General features: G+C 43.5%; 18 protein-coding genes. 12 read left to right on the top strand and 6 right to left on the bottom strand.

What is annotated here, in order from left to right; translation table 11 throughout:
* The first annotated feature begins 102 nt into the window (after positions 1-102).
* The 11 genes from Q8P28_03960 (at position 103) to Q8P28_04010 (ending at position 8,117) form a co-directional block, all read left to right on the top strand.
* A complete protein-coding gene (locus Q8P28_03960) occupies positions 103-399 on the top strand; it encodes a hypothetical protein (GenBank protein MDP2681949.1) in 297 nt (98 codons plus the stop codon).
* 28 nt (positions 400-427) lie between these two features.
* Positions 428-940 (top strand): ORF6N domain-containing protein, encoded by a 513-nt coding sequence (locus Q8P28_03965; GenBank protein ID MDP2681950.1) that lies wholly within the window; start codon positions 428-430, stop codon positions 938-940.
* A gap of 31 nt (positions 941-971) precedes the next feature.
* Positions 972-1,439, top strand: coding sequence for a hydrogenase iron-sulfur subunit (locus tag Q8P28_03970; protein MDP2681951.1), 468 nt, complete (start codon positions 972-974; stop codon positions 1,437-1,439).
* 6 nt (positions 1,440-1,445) lie between these two features.
* Positions 1,446-2,354: a 4Fe-4S dicluster domain-containing protein gene (locus tag Q8P28_03975; GenBank protein ID MDP2681952.1), complete on the top strand. Its 909-nt coding sequence runs from the start codon at positions 1,446-1,448 to the stop codon at positions 2,352-2,354.
* Positions 2,355-2,356: 2 nt separating this feature from the next.
* The gene (locus Q8P28_03980) at positions 2,357-3,376 is read left to right on the top strand and encodes a 4Fe-4S dicluster domain-containing protein (protein MDP2681953.1); all 1,020 of its coding nucleotides are present in this window, start codon (positions 2,357-2,359) and stop codon (positions 3,374-3,376) included.
* 96 nt (positions 3,377-3,472) lie between these two features.
* On the top strand, positions 3,473-4,306 hold the full coding sequence (locus tag Q8P28_03985; GenBank protein MDP2681954.1) for an FAD/NAD(P)-binding protein: 834 nt from the start codon (positions 3,473-3,475) through the stop codon (positions 4,304-4,306).
* An 11-nt stretch (positions 4,307-4,317) separates the two neighbouring features.
* Positions 4,318-5,106: a (Fe-S)-binding protein gene (locus tag Q8P28_03990; GenBank protein ID MDP2681955.1), complete on the top strand. Its 789-nt coding sequence runs from the start codon at positions 4,318-4,320 to the stop codon at positions 5,104-5,106.
* A 23-nt stretch (positions 5,107-5,129) separates the two neighbouring features.
* Positions 5,130-5,648: a hypothetical protein gene (locus Q8P28_03995; GenBank protein MDP2681956.1), complete on the top strand. Its 519-nt coding sequence runs from the start codon at positions 5,130-5,132 to the stop codon at positions 5,646-5,648.
* A 58-nt stretch (positions 5,649-5,706) separates the two neighbouring features.
* Entirely contained in the window at positions 5,707-6,054 is a 348-nt protein-coding gene (locus Q8P28_04000; GenBank protein MDP2681957.1) for a nucleotidyltransferase domain-containing protein, read from the top strand.
* A complete protein-coding gene (locus Q8P28_04005) occupies positions 6,047-6,448 on the top strand; it encodes a HEPN domain-containing protein (protein ID MDP2681958.1) in 402 nt (133 codons plus the stop codon). Before Q8P28_04000 ends, Q8P28_04005 begins: the two co-directional genes overlap by 8 nt.
* A gap of 10 nt (positions 6,449-6,458) precedes the next feature.
* The gene (locus Q8P28_04010) at positions 6,459-8,117 is read left to right on the top strand and encodes an FAD-binding protein (GenBank protein ID MDP2681959.1); all 1,659 of its coding nucleotides are present in this window, start codon (positions 6,459-6,461) and stop codon (positions 8,115-8,117) included.
* A gap of 168 nt (positions 8,118-8,285) precedes the next feature.
* On the opposite strand, the gene Q8P28_04015 is transcribed toward Q8P28_04010, so the two are convergent.
* The 6 genes from Q8P28_04015 to Q8P28_04040 form a co-directional block, all read right to left on the bottom strand.
* Entirely contained in the window at positions 8,286-8,966 is a 681-nt protein-coding gene (locus tag Q8P28_04015) for a septal ring lytic transglycosylase RlpA family protein (GenBank protein MDP2681960.1), read from the bottom strand.
* 73 nt (positions 8,967-9,039) lie between these two features.
* The gene (locus Q8P28_04020) at positions 9,040-10,056 is read right to left on the bottom strand and encodes a peptidase U32 family protein (protein MDP2681961.1); all 1,017 of its coding nucleotides are present in this window, start codon (positions 10,054-10,056) and stop codon (positions 9,040-9,042) included.
* Positions 10,057-10,140: 84 nt separating this feature from the next.
* Positions 10,141-10,452 carry a type II toxin-antitoxin system RelE/ParE family toxin gene (locus Q8P28_04025; GenBank protein MDP2681962.1) on the bottom strand — a complete coding sequence of 104 codons (312 nt, stop codon included), beginning with the start codon at positions 10,450-10,452 and terminating at the stop codon, positions 10,141-10,143.
* Entirely contained in the window at positions 10,437-10,625 is a 189-nt protein-coding gene (locus Q8P28_04030; protein ID MDP2681963.1) for a hypothetical protein, read from the bottom strand. The genes Q8P28_04025 and Q8P28_04030 overlap by 16 nt, the downstream gene beginning before the upstream one ends.
* Before the next feature lie 99 nt (positions 10,626-10,724).
* Positions 10,725-11,525, bottom strand: a complete 801-nt coding sequence (locus Q8P28_04035; protein MDP2681964.1) for an SAM-dependent chlorinase/fluorinase — start codon at positions 11,523-11,525, stop codon at positions 10,725-10,727.
* 13 nt (positions 11,526-11,538) lie between these two features.
* Positions 11,539-11,856 (bottom strand): hypothetical protein, encoded by a 318-nt coding sequence (locus Q8P28_04040; protein MDP2681965.1) that lies wholly within the window; start codon positions 11,854-11,856, stop codon positions 11,539-11,541.
* Positions 11,857-11,951: 95 nt separating this feature from the next.
* On the opposite strand from Q8P28_04040, the gene Q8P28_04045 reads away from it, so the two are divergent.
* On the top strand, positions 11,952-13,919 hold the full coding sequence (locus Q8P28_04045) for a cation:proton antiporter (GenBank protein ID MDP2681966.1): 1,968 nt from the start codon (positions 11,952-11,954) through the stop codon (positions 13,917-13,919).
* Position 13,920 lies beyond the last annotated feature (1 nt).

The following is a 13,920-nucleotide window of genomic DNA, read 5'->3' on the forward strand; positions in this document are numbered from 1 at the left end:
CCCTTGCGGGAGAGGGTTAGGGTGAGGGGTTGGATGAGGAAACCTTGGTTCGCAATAATCTGGTTTGCTTTTTGGGGAATTTTTCAGGCATATGCCGTTACTATGGTTTTACTTAGCAAATGGAAGAGACCGGAGGCATTTCCTGAAGAGGCATATAATGCGCTCATCTGGCCGGATATGGTTTTTATTCCGTTATATTTTTTGACAGCGGCTCTTTTATATAAAGGGAAAAGATTGGGTGAGATTTTAGGGGTGTTTTCAGGCGGCGCAGTCACTTATGTTATGGTTTATCTCTTTGCATTATCAGGACTGCACGGCGCGGTGAATATGATTTTTGATGGTGCGTTTTTGGGGCTGAATATTGGCGCGACTTTGCAGATTATTAGCAGACTGATTTGAAGTTGCGGGCAAAACAAGGCAGGTTAACTTGAAGCAAAGAGAAAATACGACAAATATAATCCCACAGGAAATAATAGAAAATAAGATATTCTTCATTAGAGGCAGGAAGGTAATGATTGATAGAGAGTTGGCAAGTCTTTATGGGGTAAAAACATCACAATTAACCCGTCAGGTTCGGAGGAATATCAAAAGATTTCCCGATGATTTTATGTTCCATCTTACAGGAGAGGAGTTTACAAACTTGAAGTGCCATTTTGGCACATCAAGTTGGGGAGGCACCAGGAAATTGCCATATGTTTTTACAGAAAACGGCGTTGCCATGCTTTCAAGCGTTTTGAATAGCGAAAGGGCGATGCAAGTTAATATCCAGATTATGAGAACATTTACAAAAATCAGGGAAATGCTTTTAACACATAAAGAATTAAAACAAAAAGTAGAGGAAATGGAAAAGAAATACGACTACCAGTTTAAAATTGTTTTTGATGCTATAAAACAATTATTAGAGCTGCCGGAGAAGTCAAAGAAAAGGATAGGTTTTTAGCAAGCAGGGTGAAAGGTTTAAGGATAAACAAATGTCATCACAAACACAACATGAACAAACAGGCGGTTTTGAGCCCCAGATAGTTGCCTTTGTCTGCAACTGGTGCACTTATGCAGGCGCTGATTTGGCAGGCACGAGCAGGATGGAGTATAAGCCAAATGTGAGGATTATCAAACTCCCATGCACAGGACGCATTGACCCGCTTTTTATCATAAAGGCATTTGAAAAAGGCGCTGATGGTGTTTTGGTTTCAGGCTGTCATCCGGGAGACTGCCACTATACAACAGGCAACTATCATGCGCGGCGCAGATGGATTGCATTTAAGAGTCTTTTGGAATTTACCGGCATAGATATGAAACGGCTCCACTTCTCATGGGTCTCAGCATCCGAGGCTATCAAGTGGGTGGATTTGGTAAATAATATAACAGATGAGGTGAAAAAATTAGGGCCGTTTGTAGAGTATAAAAATTTAGGTGAAAGGTCAAAGGTGTTAGGTTAAAGACAGATGGAAAACCAATTACGACAAAAAGCAAAAGAGCTCCTTGAAAAAGGAGAGGTAAGGGTTGTCATCGGCTATGGTTGGAATAAGCGGAAGACGAGGATAACCCCGGTTTTCATCACAAAGCCTGAGGATACAGACAAACTTGTTTTCAATCCTCTTTGCGTCAACAATCTTTCTCTTTATCTGACAAAGAAGTTTGCAGACATCAAGGCTTTGGGCAAGCCTGCGATTGTTGCAAAAGGGTGTGATATAAAAACAATTGCTGTGCTTATCTCAGAGAGCCAGATTAAGAGAGAAGATGTGGTAATACTTGGCATGACCTGCAATGGTGTTGTGTATAAGCAGGAACTTTGGAAACTGGGGACAGATTTTAAATTTGTCCCCACAGAAATAATGCCGACAAAATGTCATAACTGTGATGTGAGGAATCCGCATATTGTGGATTTTACAATCGGTGAAAAGGTCAATTTTACACCGCCGGATACGCCAACAGGCATGGTATTTGACAAGATAAAAGAGCTGGATAAAAAATCTGGCGCAGAGCGATGGAATTTCTGGATAGAGCATTTTAACCGGTGCATAAAGTGTTATGCGTGCAGGCAGATATGCCCGCTATGTTACTGCGAGAGGTGCATCGCTGAAAAGAATATGCCGCAGTGGATTGAGACTTCGGCGCATCCAAGAGGCAACCTTGCATGGAATCTCAAGAGGGCAATGGATCTGGCAGGAAGATGCACATTTTGCGGCGAGTGTGAAAGGGCATGTCCGGTGAATATCCCGCTTAATCTTGTGAATCAGAAACTTACGCTTGTTGTAAAAGATGCCTTTGGGCATAAGGCAGGATATGATGAAAAGGTGCATCCGCCGATGATTGTGTTTAATATGGAGGATGAAGAGGACTTTATAAAGTAGCTATGGCAAACAAATTTCTCAAAAAAGAAAACATCGGCAAATTGATCGAGGCCTTGAACAAGGAAGGCAGTGCCTTTGTTGCACCTAAACTGGATGCACGACAGGTGGTGTATGCCCCTGTTATAAATGCGGAAGAGATAGTTTTTGACTATATTGTTCCGGTAAATTCTTTTAAAAAGTTTCTGTTTCCGCAGACAGAGCCGATTGCCGAGTTCAATATAAACAAGGAAGGCGTAGTTTTAAAGGGTATTGAAATAGAGCCAAAGGAAATAATAATCTTTGGTTCGCGGCCTTGCGATGCAATATGCTGTTCATCTTTAAGGTCGGTGTTCAATTGGGATTTTAAGGATGAGTTTTACAACAGGCGAGAAGACAAGGCAATTGTCATAACCGTAGCCTGCACAAAGGCCGATGACAGTTGCTTTTGCACAACCGTCAATCTTACGCCTGATAGCCCAAACGGAAGCGATATATTATTAAAAGAAACGGTATCTGGAGATTATACAGCAGAGACAATCACAGAAAAGGGCAAGGCATTTATAAAAAGGTTTGAAAATATCTTCAGCCCTCAGCCTTCAGCCGTAAGCCACAAGCCAATTGCCGATGTAAAACCCATAGCAGGCATTGATGTAAAAAAAATTAAGGAATATCTCAAAGACACAAAACATTATGAAAATCCAATTTGGGCTGAACTATCAAGAAAATGTATAGGCTGCGGCGCATGCACCTTTGCCTGTCCCACATGCCACTGCTTTGACATTGTGGATGAGGGGAGCGCATTTGAGGGAAAAAGGATAAAGAACTGGGATGCGTGCCAGTTTGAATTTTTCACTCTTCACACAAGCGGACACAATCCGAGAGACACGCAGTATAAAAGATGGCGCAACCGGTTTATGTGCAAGTTCAATTTTTATCCGAACAAATTTTCATCCCGCGGTTGCGTTGGGTGTGGAAGGTGTATTCGTGTATGTCCAGTAAGGCTGGATATAACAGAGGTTATGGAGGAGGTAACAAAATTGTAAATTGAAGATTGCAAATTGGAAAATGCAAAGTTAAAAGAAACTTCAAATTTACAATTTGCACTTTTCAGTCTTCATTTTGCAATGGAGCGAAGCGACATGAACAACATTTACTTACCATATCTCGCAACAATTGAGGACATCTACGAAGAGGCGCCTGATGTCAGGACATATAAACTTGTTTTCAAGGATGAAAAAGTGCGGGATGCCTTTGACTTTAAGGCAGGCCAGTTCGGCCTCTACTCTGCCTTTGGCGCCGGCGAGTCAACATTCTGCATAGCATCTTCTCCTACGCGCAAAGGTTATATCCAGTGCACATTCAGAAGAGGCGGCAGGGTTACCGGCGCATTATCCGACCTTGGCATCGGCGATACTATGGGCTTTCGCGGGCCTTACGGCAACTGGTTTCCGATAGATGAGTGGAAGGGGAAGAATATTGTGCTTATTGCAGGCGGCATAGGACTTCCGCCTGTTCGCTCTGTTATATGGAACTGTATTGACAGACGAAAAGATTTCGGGGATATAACAATTGTCTACGGCGCAAAGACAGTGGCAGACCTTGTTTATAAAAATGAACTTGCAGAATGGGAAAAAATGTCTGATATAAAACTTGTTCAGGCAGTTGACCCTGGCGGTGAAACACCTGATTGGAAAGGCAAGGTCGGTTTTGTTCCCACTGTGTTGGAGCAGGCAGCGCCTTCTGCAAACAATGCAATTGCAATAACATGCGGCCCGCCGATTATGATAAAATTTGTATTACAGGCATTGAATAAACTCGGTTTCTCTGATGAGCAGGTTTATACAACACTTGAGAACAAGATGAAGTGCGGCGTTGGAAAATGCGGAAGATGCAATGTTGGAGACATTTATATATGCAAGGAAGGGCCGGTTTATACGGCGGCGGAAGTTAAAAAAATGTACAATGACTTTTAAAAGGAGTCCTTATGGATACACATAAAAAACGCATAAAACCCCTCGCCACAGGCGATAAGACCATACCGCCTGAAGGCGCAAAGATGATACCGATTTACATAATGGGCCGTGAGTATATGGTGCCTGAAACCCTGACTATTATGAAGGCAACGGAATACGCGGGTTATCAGTATATGCGCGGATGCGGGTGCAGGGGAGGGATATGCGGCGCATGCGGTACTTTTTACAGATTCCTCGGTGATTATAAATTAAAGACAGGGCTTGCGTGCCAGACAGTTGCCCAGCCGAATATGGTTATTACCCAGCTTCCATTTTTCCCATCAAACAGGCCGGACTATGACCTTGAAAAGATGGAAGGCAACCCGCATGAGGAGCTCAGAAGGCTGTATCCTGAAGTCTTCAAGTGCGTCGGCTGCGGCACATGCACAAGGACATGCCCCATGGATATTGATGTCATGGACTACATTGCGCTTATGAAACGCGGCGATTTGAAGGGCGCCGCAATAAAGAGTTTTGACTGCGTTCTGTGCGGGCTTTGCGCGTCAAGGTGTCCTGCGCAGATATCACAGTTTACTGCCGCTATGTTTGTCAGGAGGATATATGGCAAATATATCCTGCCAACAGCAGAGCATCTGAAGAAACGTGTTGAAGCGGTAAAGAGCGGAAAGTATCTCAAGATGCTGGATGAGCTTACAAAGAAAAGCGCTGATGAACTCAAGAAACTGTATACGGAAAGGGAAAGAGAACCGGATATGGCAGAGCCGGGAAAGTGGATGCCAAAGGATACTTCGCATCTATAAACAAGGATCTCTTAATTAGGAACATGGCAGAGTCAGACACCGAAAAATTGAAAGAACAACCCTTGGGAAATAAGGATATTTACAAAGTTGCCCTTGATACGCGAAATTTTGAAATATCCCTGTTCTGGCAACGTTCCAATTATTTCTTGGTTTTAAACTCGGCACTTGCATTAGGTTTCTTCAATCTTCAAAAGCAAGAATTTGCCTTTTTGCTTGCAGTTTTCGGATTGTTTGTCTCTTTTTTATGGTATCGCGTAAACTTGGGCAGCAAATATTGGCAGTCCCGTTGGGAACATAGGTTATACATTTTGGAAAAAAAAGTTGCACCGAACTTGGATTTTTTTGCTGCAGACTGGAAAACAATTCAAAAAGATGTTGAGGAGAGTCTTACTAATAGTCAAAGCAACAAAGGGTGCTTCCGAAAATGGCTTGACAAACAGGTTCTAAATAAGCCTTCTGTGAGTTACAACATGATACTATTGTCTTTGCTATTTTTTATAGGTTGGATTTTGTTGATAGCGGTTAGGATTTGGAAAGGTTAAGAAAGTTTGTTGGTGGACAATGCTTACCAAAAGCATCTAAATGACCAGCTGAGTCTTTATGCATGATTATGAAAAATATCTGAATGATAGAGAAAGACAGGGGATACATCGGTTTGTTGAAAGGGCAAGGCAACTGATGGGGCAATCTCTTATAGATATTCGTATCTTTGGTTCAAAGGTCAGGGGTGATTTTGATAAGGAATCTGATATTGATATCTTGCTTGTAATAGACTCTGGTGACTGGCATACGCAAGATAAAATAAGCAAGATTGCCGCTGATGTCAATATGGAACTTGACTGCAATATATCGCCTGTTATCTATACTCATCGGGAACACGAAAGAAATAAATACTTCAGAACCCTGTTTATACAGGAGGTCGAAAAAGAAGGGGTATCCCTTGCCTGAAAAGCATCAAATAGACCTTGCTGCTTATAGGATTGGAAAGGCAAAAGAGAGATTATCTTCAGCGGAGGCTTTGCTTGCAGCCGGAAGTTTTGCGGACTCAATAGGCCGTTCGTATTATGCTATATTTACAGCCGCCAGAGTGCTATTGGCATTAAAAGGGCTGGACAGCAAGAGACACTCCGGCGTTGTAGCCTTGTTCAATGAGCATTTTATTAAATCCGGTTTGCTGGCAAGAGAAGTTTATCAAATTATTACCAGTGCCAAGGCAAAAAGAGAAAGGGCGGATTACGAGGACTATGTGGAATTTGGCAAAGAGGAAGCAGAAGAGCAGTTAAAAGAGGCAAAAGAGTTTGTTAAAGAGTCAGAAAATCTTTTCATAAAGTTGAGCAAGTAAGGAGGAACCTATGAGCGGTTATACACCAGAATTAAAAGAGCTTATAAAAAATGTTGAGGCAACGAGGCTGCAGCGGGTTGAGAGGGCAAGAAAGAACCAGCACTTTCCGGCCATGACAATGGATCAGCGTAAAGAGTGGCTCAGCAAATATCACCCTGATTATAAACCCGATGGGAGAAGGGCTGTAAAGGCAGGGCCTAATAAGGGAGAGACCTTCCCTGAAGAGGTTGTAAATCTTCTGGAATCCAAAAGCAGGATAAATCCCAAAAATATAGACCTTGCAAAAATAGATTACGAAACAGATGTGCTTGTGATAGGCGCAGGCGGCGCAGGCACAGCAGCGGCATTGATGGCGCAGGAAAACGGCTGCAAGGTTATCGTGGCAACAAAACTTCGGCATGGTGATTCAAATACGGTTATGGCAGAGGGCGGGATTCAGGGGGCTGACCAGGAATGTGATTCGCCGTATTACCATTATCTTGATGTTGTGGGCGGGGGGCATTTCAGCAACCAGCCCGACCTTGTAGCAGGGCTTACAAACGATGCCCCGCTTGTAATACACTGGCTTGAATCGCTCGGCCTGATGTTCGACAAACACCATGACGGAAGGATGCTGGTAAGGCACGGCGGCGGCACATGCAGGAAAAGGATGCACTCGGCAGGAGATATGACCGGCGCTGAGATAATGAGGGTTTTAAGGGACGAGGCAAGAAACCGTTCTGAAGATATAAAGGTTCTGGAATTTTCTCCTGCTGTTGAACTGATTTTAAATGCAGACGGGAGGTGCAGCGGCGCTGTTTTATATAATCTCGAGACAAAGGAATATTATATTGTAAAGGCAAAGGCAGTTGTTATGGCCACAGGCGGTTTCGGAAGGCTGCACATACAGGGCTTCCCCACCACAAACCACTACGGCGCAACAGCAGACGGTATTGTCATGGTTTACAGGGCAGGGGTCAAGATGAAGGACCTGGATTCAACCCAGTATCATCCGACAGGCGTGGTCTATCCTGAACAGAATATCGGGCTTCTTATCACGGAAAAGGTCAGGGGGCTTGGCTCCCAGCTTATAAATATTAACGGCGAGGAATTCTGCTTCCCGCTGGAGCCGAGGGATATTGAATCATCGTGCATAATTAAGGAGTGTCTTGAAAAGGGAAAGGGGATAACAACCCCTGTCGGGAGGATGGGAGTATGGCTTGATTCGCCCATGATAGAGGCGCTTCACGGCGAAGGCACGGTAAGGAAGGAGCTGCCTGCAAAATATATACAGTTTAAGAGATACGGCATTGATATAAGCAAAGAACCGATGCTGGTCTATCCAACCCTCCACTACCAGAACGGCGGTATTATGATAAACGACAATGCAGGCACAACACTCCCCGGGCTTTATGCTGCCGGAGAGGTTACAGGCGGTGTGCATGGAAGGAACAGGCTTATGGGAAATTCACTCCTTGATATTCTTGTGTTCGGAAGAAGGGCCGGGATGAATGCAGCAGAATATTTAAAAACAGTCAAGGGTCAGAAGTCAGGAATCAAACTGACGCTGGAGCATGTGGAAAAGTTTGAGAAGGAATTAAAGGCTGCTGGTGTGAAAGAGCCTGTCATCGGTCCCATGATTTTACCGGAATATACGCCTGACCATGTGAAGGCGAGGCAGTGGGGGTAAATTTTACCTGACAGAAATTATCCTAATTATCCTTCTATTGACACTTTGACCCTCTGTTACTTTATAGAGTCCTTCAACCTCTTTTTTTGTCAACAACCTGTATTCTGCGGGCTTTAAATTTCCAAGTTTTATGCCTGCAAACTCTATCCTTTTTAATTTCCGCCATCTTTAATCCGCAACCACAAACGGAGACTCCACTCCCTCTGTTTCTATCCTGCCTTTAAGCTTTTCAGCTTCCTTTAAACTGGTTGCGCCGCCAACCCTAACTCTGTAAAAAACCGTATCGCCCCTATCGTATGTAGTTATTGAAACATTATTATATCGCAAAAGCAGGTTGTCCCTTAACCTCGTTGCATTTGACTTTACAGTGAATGCGCCCACCTGTACCAGGAAGTTCCCTTTCTGATAGTCCCTTGTTACCAGTTTATCGCCAACAGTGTCTCCCAGGGCAGTTATCTCCACTTTAGCAGTGCCGCTGTCTGCAATGCCTAACTCAGAGGCGGCCTTATAAGAAAGGTCTATAATTCTCCCTTTTACAAAAGGCCCTCTGTCATTGATCCTTACAATTGTCTCTTTACCGTTATCAAGTCTTGTGACTTTTACATAAGTGCCTATGGGAAGGGTTTTGTGGGCAGCGGTCATGGCATACATGTTATAGGTTTCTCCATTGGAGGTTTTTTTGCCGTGAAAATCCTTACCATACCACGACGCAATCCCCTCCTCTTCATATCCATTTGATGAATCAACCGGCTGATACCATTTGCCGTCAATTTGATAAGCCCTTTTAGTTCCTTGCTTTGTATAATAACCCTGCGGCGGAGCGGATGCGCACCCTGCGAGTAACAACATTACAAAAATAAGAATTGAATGTTTTCTACTGATGGGCATTTATAAATTTTTAATATCTGATTTGTAGCCTATTCTACTTCTCCAAATAACATCCCAACGTTGGCTTGCTTCCCTCAAAAGTGGAATTTGTCTTTTCAAGCCAGTCTTGTTTTACCTTAAAATTAGCGGGGTTTGCATAATAGGAGTCCACTGCCTCGCGCAAAACCCTTGTCATGCCGGCCACATATGCCTTTGTCCTCTGCCTGCCTTCAATCTTGAGGGCGTCCACACCTGCAGCTGCAAGCCTTGGGATGAGTTCAAGGACATTCAGCGACTCCGGTCCTTCAAATGCGTAGACATATTCGCCGCGCTCATTGATATACCGGCCTTTACAACAAGTGGGATAAGGCGATGTCTCTCCCGGGCCAAGCTCGTTTAAAACAATATCATTCAAGGTAATCCTGAGCTTTCCGCCCTCGTTTATGAATCTTACAAACCTTGACGGCGAACATGCGCCCTCTGTATTAGTGGATGCGCCTGTAACAAAACTGGAGAGATAGCACCTCCCTTCTATGTTTATGCAGAGTCCACCAAGGGCGAATACCTCCAATTCCACATCGGTATTGCCTCTTAAATCCTTCATCTCCTCTACTGTAAGAACCCTCGGCAGGACCAGCCTTTTAATGCCGAAGTGCTTCTTATAAAAATTTATAGATTCATAATTGGATGAGCTTGCCTGAACACTTAAATGAATATTTATATCAGGATATTTATCCCTTGCGTATTTAAGAATACCAAGGTTTGCAAGGATGATGGCATCGCTATTGAGTTTGACCGCATTGTCCACAGATCTATACCACTGATGATAGGTATCCATCTGCGGAAATGTGTTTACAGCAAGATAGACCTTCTTACCCTTTGCATGGGCGTAATCAATGCCCTCTCTCAATTCATCAAGGGTAAAGTTTAGTCCTTCAAAATTGCGAGCATTAGTGGCATCGTTAAAGCCCGTATAAACCACATCAGCGCCGTTATCAATAGCCGCCTTTAAAGAGGGTAGATTTCCTGCAGGGCAGACGAGTTCAATCTTTTTGGAAAAAGGGGATTTCAATACAGCTCCTCATATTTTCTTAAATCATTCCAATTGCCTGTAAAACTTCGTTTACTATGAATCAGTGTAAGAACTTGCACACGGTCAACCTCTATTCCCCTTTTCCCATAAGGCTTTCAAATCTCTTGCTCCATGAACGAGAGCCAGTATTACAACACGGGATTGTTCTATACTATAAATGAGGCGATATTCTCTAATGAGGAGTTCTCTGATAGTCGGTTCGCCAAGCTCTGGAACAATACGTCCTCGTTCAGAAAACTCGTTGAGCGAGCGGCTTATGTCCATTATCTGCTGTGTGAATGCGGCGGCGTAAAAAGAAGAATCCCTTGCTATGTATTCGACAAGGGCATTAAGGTCATCTATAGCTTCGTAAGACCAGATTACTTTCCGAGCCATTTTGCCATCCGCTTTTCAATCTCTTCCTGTGTGTAAGTTCTTCCCTCTGCGGCATCTTTAAGTCCTCGTTCAATCTTCTGAAGGACATACAGGTGATACTGGACGTCTTCCAATGAACAATCGTCCGGTAAGCGGGTAAGAAGGTTGTTGACCTCCTGCTTTACTGTTTCCATGCCTTTCCTCCTCTTTTATAATGGTGAATGGATTATACCACTTTTTGACCATAAATTGCGCAAGATGGTTCGGAACTTGACGAAGGCTTCTCCCATCCTTCAAAGGGTTTTATCTCTCAATCTAACCTCCACCTCATCACCTTTTTCAGCCCCCAACTCCCTGCTTGCATCCCCATCCCTCTTTGCTATCTCCAGAAGATTGCTGCTGCCGATGAGACCGACGGGTTCGCCCTGTTTCGCATAGACGTATGAGGGAACAAGTTTCTTTATTATACAACTGCCAACCCTAATCTCAAATGATTTATTCTTAAAAATCTTTTTCAGCAGCCCTTCATCTATATTTGTAATGAGATTTCCAAATCTGTCAATATGGATTATCCGGCCAGTGATTTTTCCATATCTTGCAACAGGTTTTTTAACATCTAAACTCGTCAGCATCTTTATCTTTTTCCCAAATATGCTGGGGTCAATGCCAAGTGATAAATATGCCGCAACAGGAGAAAATATATCCCTTCCGTGGAATGTAGCTCTCACATTACCGAGAAAATAATCTTTGTTCGTAAGGTGTATCTTTCGTTTAATCTTTTCTCTTTGCAGGGCAATGCTGAAGATGCCGTTGTCAGGGCCGACAAAGAAATATCTGTCTGTTTCAATGAGTATAGGTCTTCTTTTTCCTCCGACTCCTGGGTCAACTATTGCCATATGAATTGTGCCTTTTGGAAAGAATGGCACAGACTGGGATAAAACAAACGCGCCTGCTGCGATGTCCTGAGGAGAAATCTGGTGAGATATGTCAACTATGACTGCATCGGGATTTATGGAGAGGATAACCCCTTTCATTGCGCCTGCATAGCCGTCTTCTGTTCCAAAGTCTGTTAAAAGGGTTATTATCCTTCCCATGCCGATAGCTCTTTTAAGAGGTTTCTGAATCTGGTTCTTGAACGGATACGGACGAGTTTTTGTTCTTTGCCTTTATCCTGTCCAGCCTTTCTCTTATTTCCACCGGCAGATGGATGCCTTCAAAATCCATCTCTGATAGAAGTTCCATTAAAATATCAACCTTTTCGCCGGTATAGAGTTTTTTGTGGATAATAATGCGCCTTTCACCCTTCAGCACAAAGGAGCCGCCGGGTGTGTTTACCTCGCCTTTTCTTAAATCATCATAAGAGACCTTTATGGTGAGTTTTTCCGCAGCCTCTTCCAGAAGAGGAAGTATTATTTCATCTTTCATATGACATGACTTTTACCTTAATTGTCCCAAAAATGCAAATGTATTTTGAGAAAATTGATTGACATAACGCCGCAGCGGAGGTTACTATTTTTTCTATGGAAAGCCTTCCTTTACTCAGAGACATTATAATACTGATGGGCGTGTCTGTCCCTATTATTTTTGTTTTCCACCGTCTTGGCATGCCGACAATTGTCGGCTTTCTTGCTACAGGCGTCATTATCGGCCCGCATGGTTTTGGGCTGATTACCGAGGCAGGCACTGTAGAGCTCCTTGCCCAGATTGGCGTTGTTATGCTCCTTTTTACCATCGGCCTTGAGCTTTCCTTTGCAAAACTCAGAAATGTAGGCAGGGAGGCTGTTATCGGCGGCGGGCTTCAGATAATATTTACAACTGCCATTGTAATTATTATTGCCGGGATATTTAAAGAGCCTTTACCACAGGCCATGCTTTTTGGATTTATAATAGCGCAGAGCAGCACTGCTATAATACTCAAGATTCTGAGCGACAGAGGTGAAATAGATTCCTCTCATGGCCGGCTTTGTATGGGCATAGTAATTGTCCAGGACATTGCCGTTGTTCCCATGGTCATTTTGCTTCAGCATATTGGAAAGGTTGAGGGCATAACCGCTTTTCTTGTCGCAAAAAGCATATTGACAGCCGGCCTGGCTGTGGCTGCAATCCTCACGGCTGCCTATATCCTTGTGCCGAGGATACTATATCAGGTTGTAAAATTACGGAATAGAGAGATCTTTATCATAACAGCCTTATTCCTATGTCTTGGGATCGCATGGCTTACATCAAGGGTTGGTCTGTCTCTGGCTATCGGCGCATTTATTGCCGGGCTTGTAATATCGGAATCCGAATACAGCCATCAGATAGTGGCAGAGGTGCTGCCTTTCAGGGATGTTTTTTCCAGCCTCTTTTTTATATCCATAGGCATGCTTCTTGAATTTAATTATTTTCTGTACCATCTGCCGTATATCTTTCCAATGGCCTGCGCAATTATCATACTAAAGATATTGGTTATTATAGGCATTGGCCAGATACTTAGATACCCATTGCGCCTTGCCATAATTGTCGGCATAGGTCTTTCCAATATAGGCGAGTTTTCTTTTGTTCTTATGAAAGCAGGCGAAGAATACGGCCTTCTCTCAAAAGAGATGTATCAGACATTCATTGCCGCATCCATACTGACAATGCTTGCCATACCGCTCCTGTTTGAAAAGAGTCAGAGGATTGCCCTGCGGCTTACACATATATTCGGGGCAAAGGGAATATCTTTTACAGAGTCCGCTCCAAAGGGTCTTGCAAACCATGTGATTATCGCCGGTTACGGCCTGAACGGACGGAATACAGCAAACGTATTAAAGGCAACAGGAATAGAATATATCATTCTGGATATGAATGCAGATAGAATCAGCAAAGCCAAGAAAAAAGGACACAGGGCGCTTTTTGGCGATATAAGCCATCCTGAGATTTTAAAAAAGGCTGGCGTTAAAAGGGCAAGGATTATTGTGTTTGCCGTTTCAGACCCTGTTGCTACAAGGATGGCGCTGAAGGCTGCAAAGGATATAAACCCTTCTGTATATGCTATAACAAGAACCAGATACATAGGCGAGGTTGAGGCGCTTTATAAACTTGGCGCCAATCAGGTAATATCAGAGGAATTTGAGACATCTATTGAGATATTTGCCAGGGTTTTAGGTGAATATCATATTCCTACAAATATCATACAAAACCAGATAGACCTTATCAGGCATGAAGGGTATGCAATGCTCAGGGACCTGTCTCTGCCAAAGGAAAGACTTATGGAGCTTTCCAGCTTATTTGCAGCCAGCATAACATCAACTTTCCTTGTAACAGAAGATTCTCAGGTAATAGGCAAGACACTGGTTGAACTGGATTTGAGGAAAAAGACAGGTACAACTATCATTGCCATTGTCAGGGGCAGCAAGGCTGTTACAAGTTTATCCGCAAATCTTACAATACATACAGGAGATGTGCTGGTCTTGCTGGGCAGTCATGCACAACTTGATCAGGCAGTAAAACTTTTAACAAGGTGAA

It is taken from the genome of Deltaproteobacteria bacterium (genome assembly GCA_030690165.1).
Lineage (GTDB): Bacteria > Desulfobacterota > GWC2-55-46 > UBA9637 > UBA9637 > JACRNJ01.

Excerpts from the sequence above, each read along its gene's own strand:
- Q8P28_03960 (MDP2681949.1), top strand. The coding sequence starts at position 103 with ATGGTTTTACTTAGCAAATGGAAGAGACCGGAGGCATTTCCTGAAGAG.
- Q8P28_03970 (MDP2681951.1), top strand. The coding sequence starts at position 972 with ATGTCATCACAAACACAACATGAACAAACAGGCGGTTTTGAGCCCCAG.
- Q8P28_03975 (MDP2681952.1), top strand. The coding sequence starts at position 1,446 with ATGGAAAACCAATTACGACAAAAAGCAAAAGAGCTCCTTGAAAAAGGA.
- Q8P28_03980 (MDP2681953.1), top strand. The coding sequence starts at position 2,357 with ATGGCAAACAAATTTCTCAAAAAAGAAAACATCGGCAAATTGATCGAG.
- Q8P28_03985 (MDP2681954.1), top strand. The coding sequence starts at position 3,473 with ATGAACAACATTTACTTACCATATCTCGCAACAATTGAGGACATCTAC.
- Q8P28_03990 (MDP2681955.1), top strand. The coding sequence starts at position 4,318 with ATGGATACACATAAAAAACGCATAAAACCCCTCGCCACAGGCGATAAG.
- Q8P28_03995 (MDP2681956.1), top strand. The coding sequence starts at position 5,130 with ATGGCAGAGTCAGACACCGAAAAATTGAAAGAACAACCCTTGGGAAAT.
- Q8P28_04000 (MDP2681957.1), top strand. The coding sequence starts at position 5,707 with ATGCATGATTATGAAAAATATCTGAATGATAGAGAAAGACAGGGGATA.
- Q8P28_04010 (MDP2681959.1), top strand. The coding sequence starts at position 6,459 with ATGAGCGGTTATACACCAGAATTAAAAGAGCTTATAAAAAATGTTGAG.
- Q8P28_04015 (MDP2681960.1), bottom strand. The coding sequence starts at position 8,966 with ATGTTGTTACTCGCAGGGTGCGCATCCGCTCCGCCGCAGGGTTATTAT.
- Q8P28_04025 (MDP2681962.1), bottom strand. The coding sequence starts at position 10,452 with ATGGCTCGGAAAGTAATCTGGTCTTACGAAGCTATAGATGACCTTAAT.
- Q8P28_04030 (MDP2681963.1), bottom strand. The coding sequence starts at position 10,625 with ATGGAAACAGTAAAGCAGGAGGTCAACAACCTTCTTACCCGCTTACCG.
- Q8P28_04035 (MDP2681964.1), bottom strand. The coding sequence starts at position 11,525 with ATGGGAAGGATAATAACCCTTTTAACAGACTTTGGAACAGAAGACGGC.
- Q8P28_04040 (MDP2681965.1), bottom strand. The coding sequence starts at position 11,856 with ATGAAAGATGAAATAATACTTCCTCTTCTGGAAGAGGCTGCGGAAAAA.
- Q8P28_04045 (MDP2681966.1), top strand. The coding sequence starts at position 11,952 with ATGGAAAGCCTTCCTTTACTCAGAGACATTATAATACTGATGGGCGTG.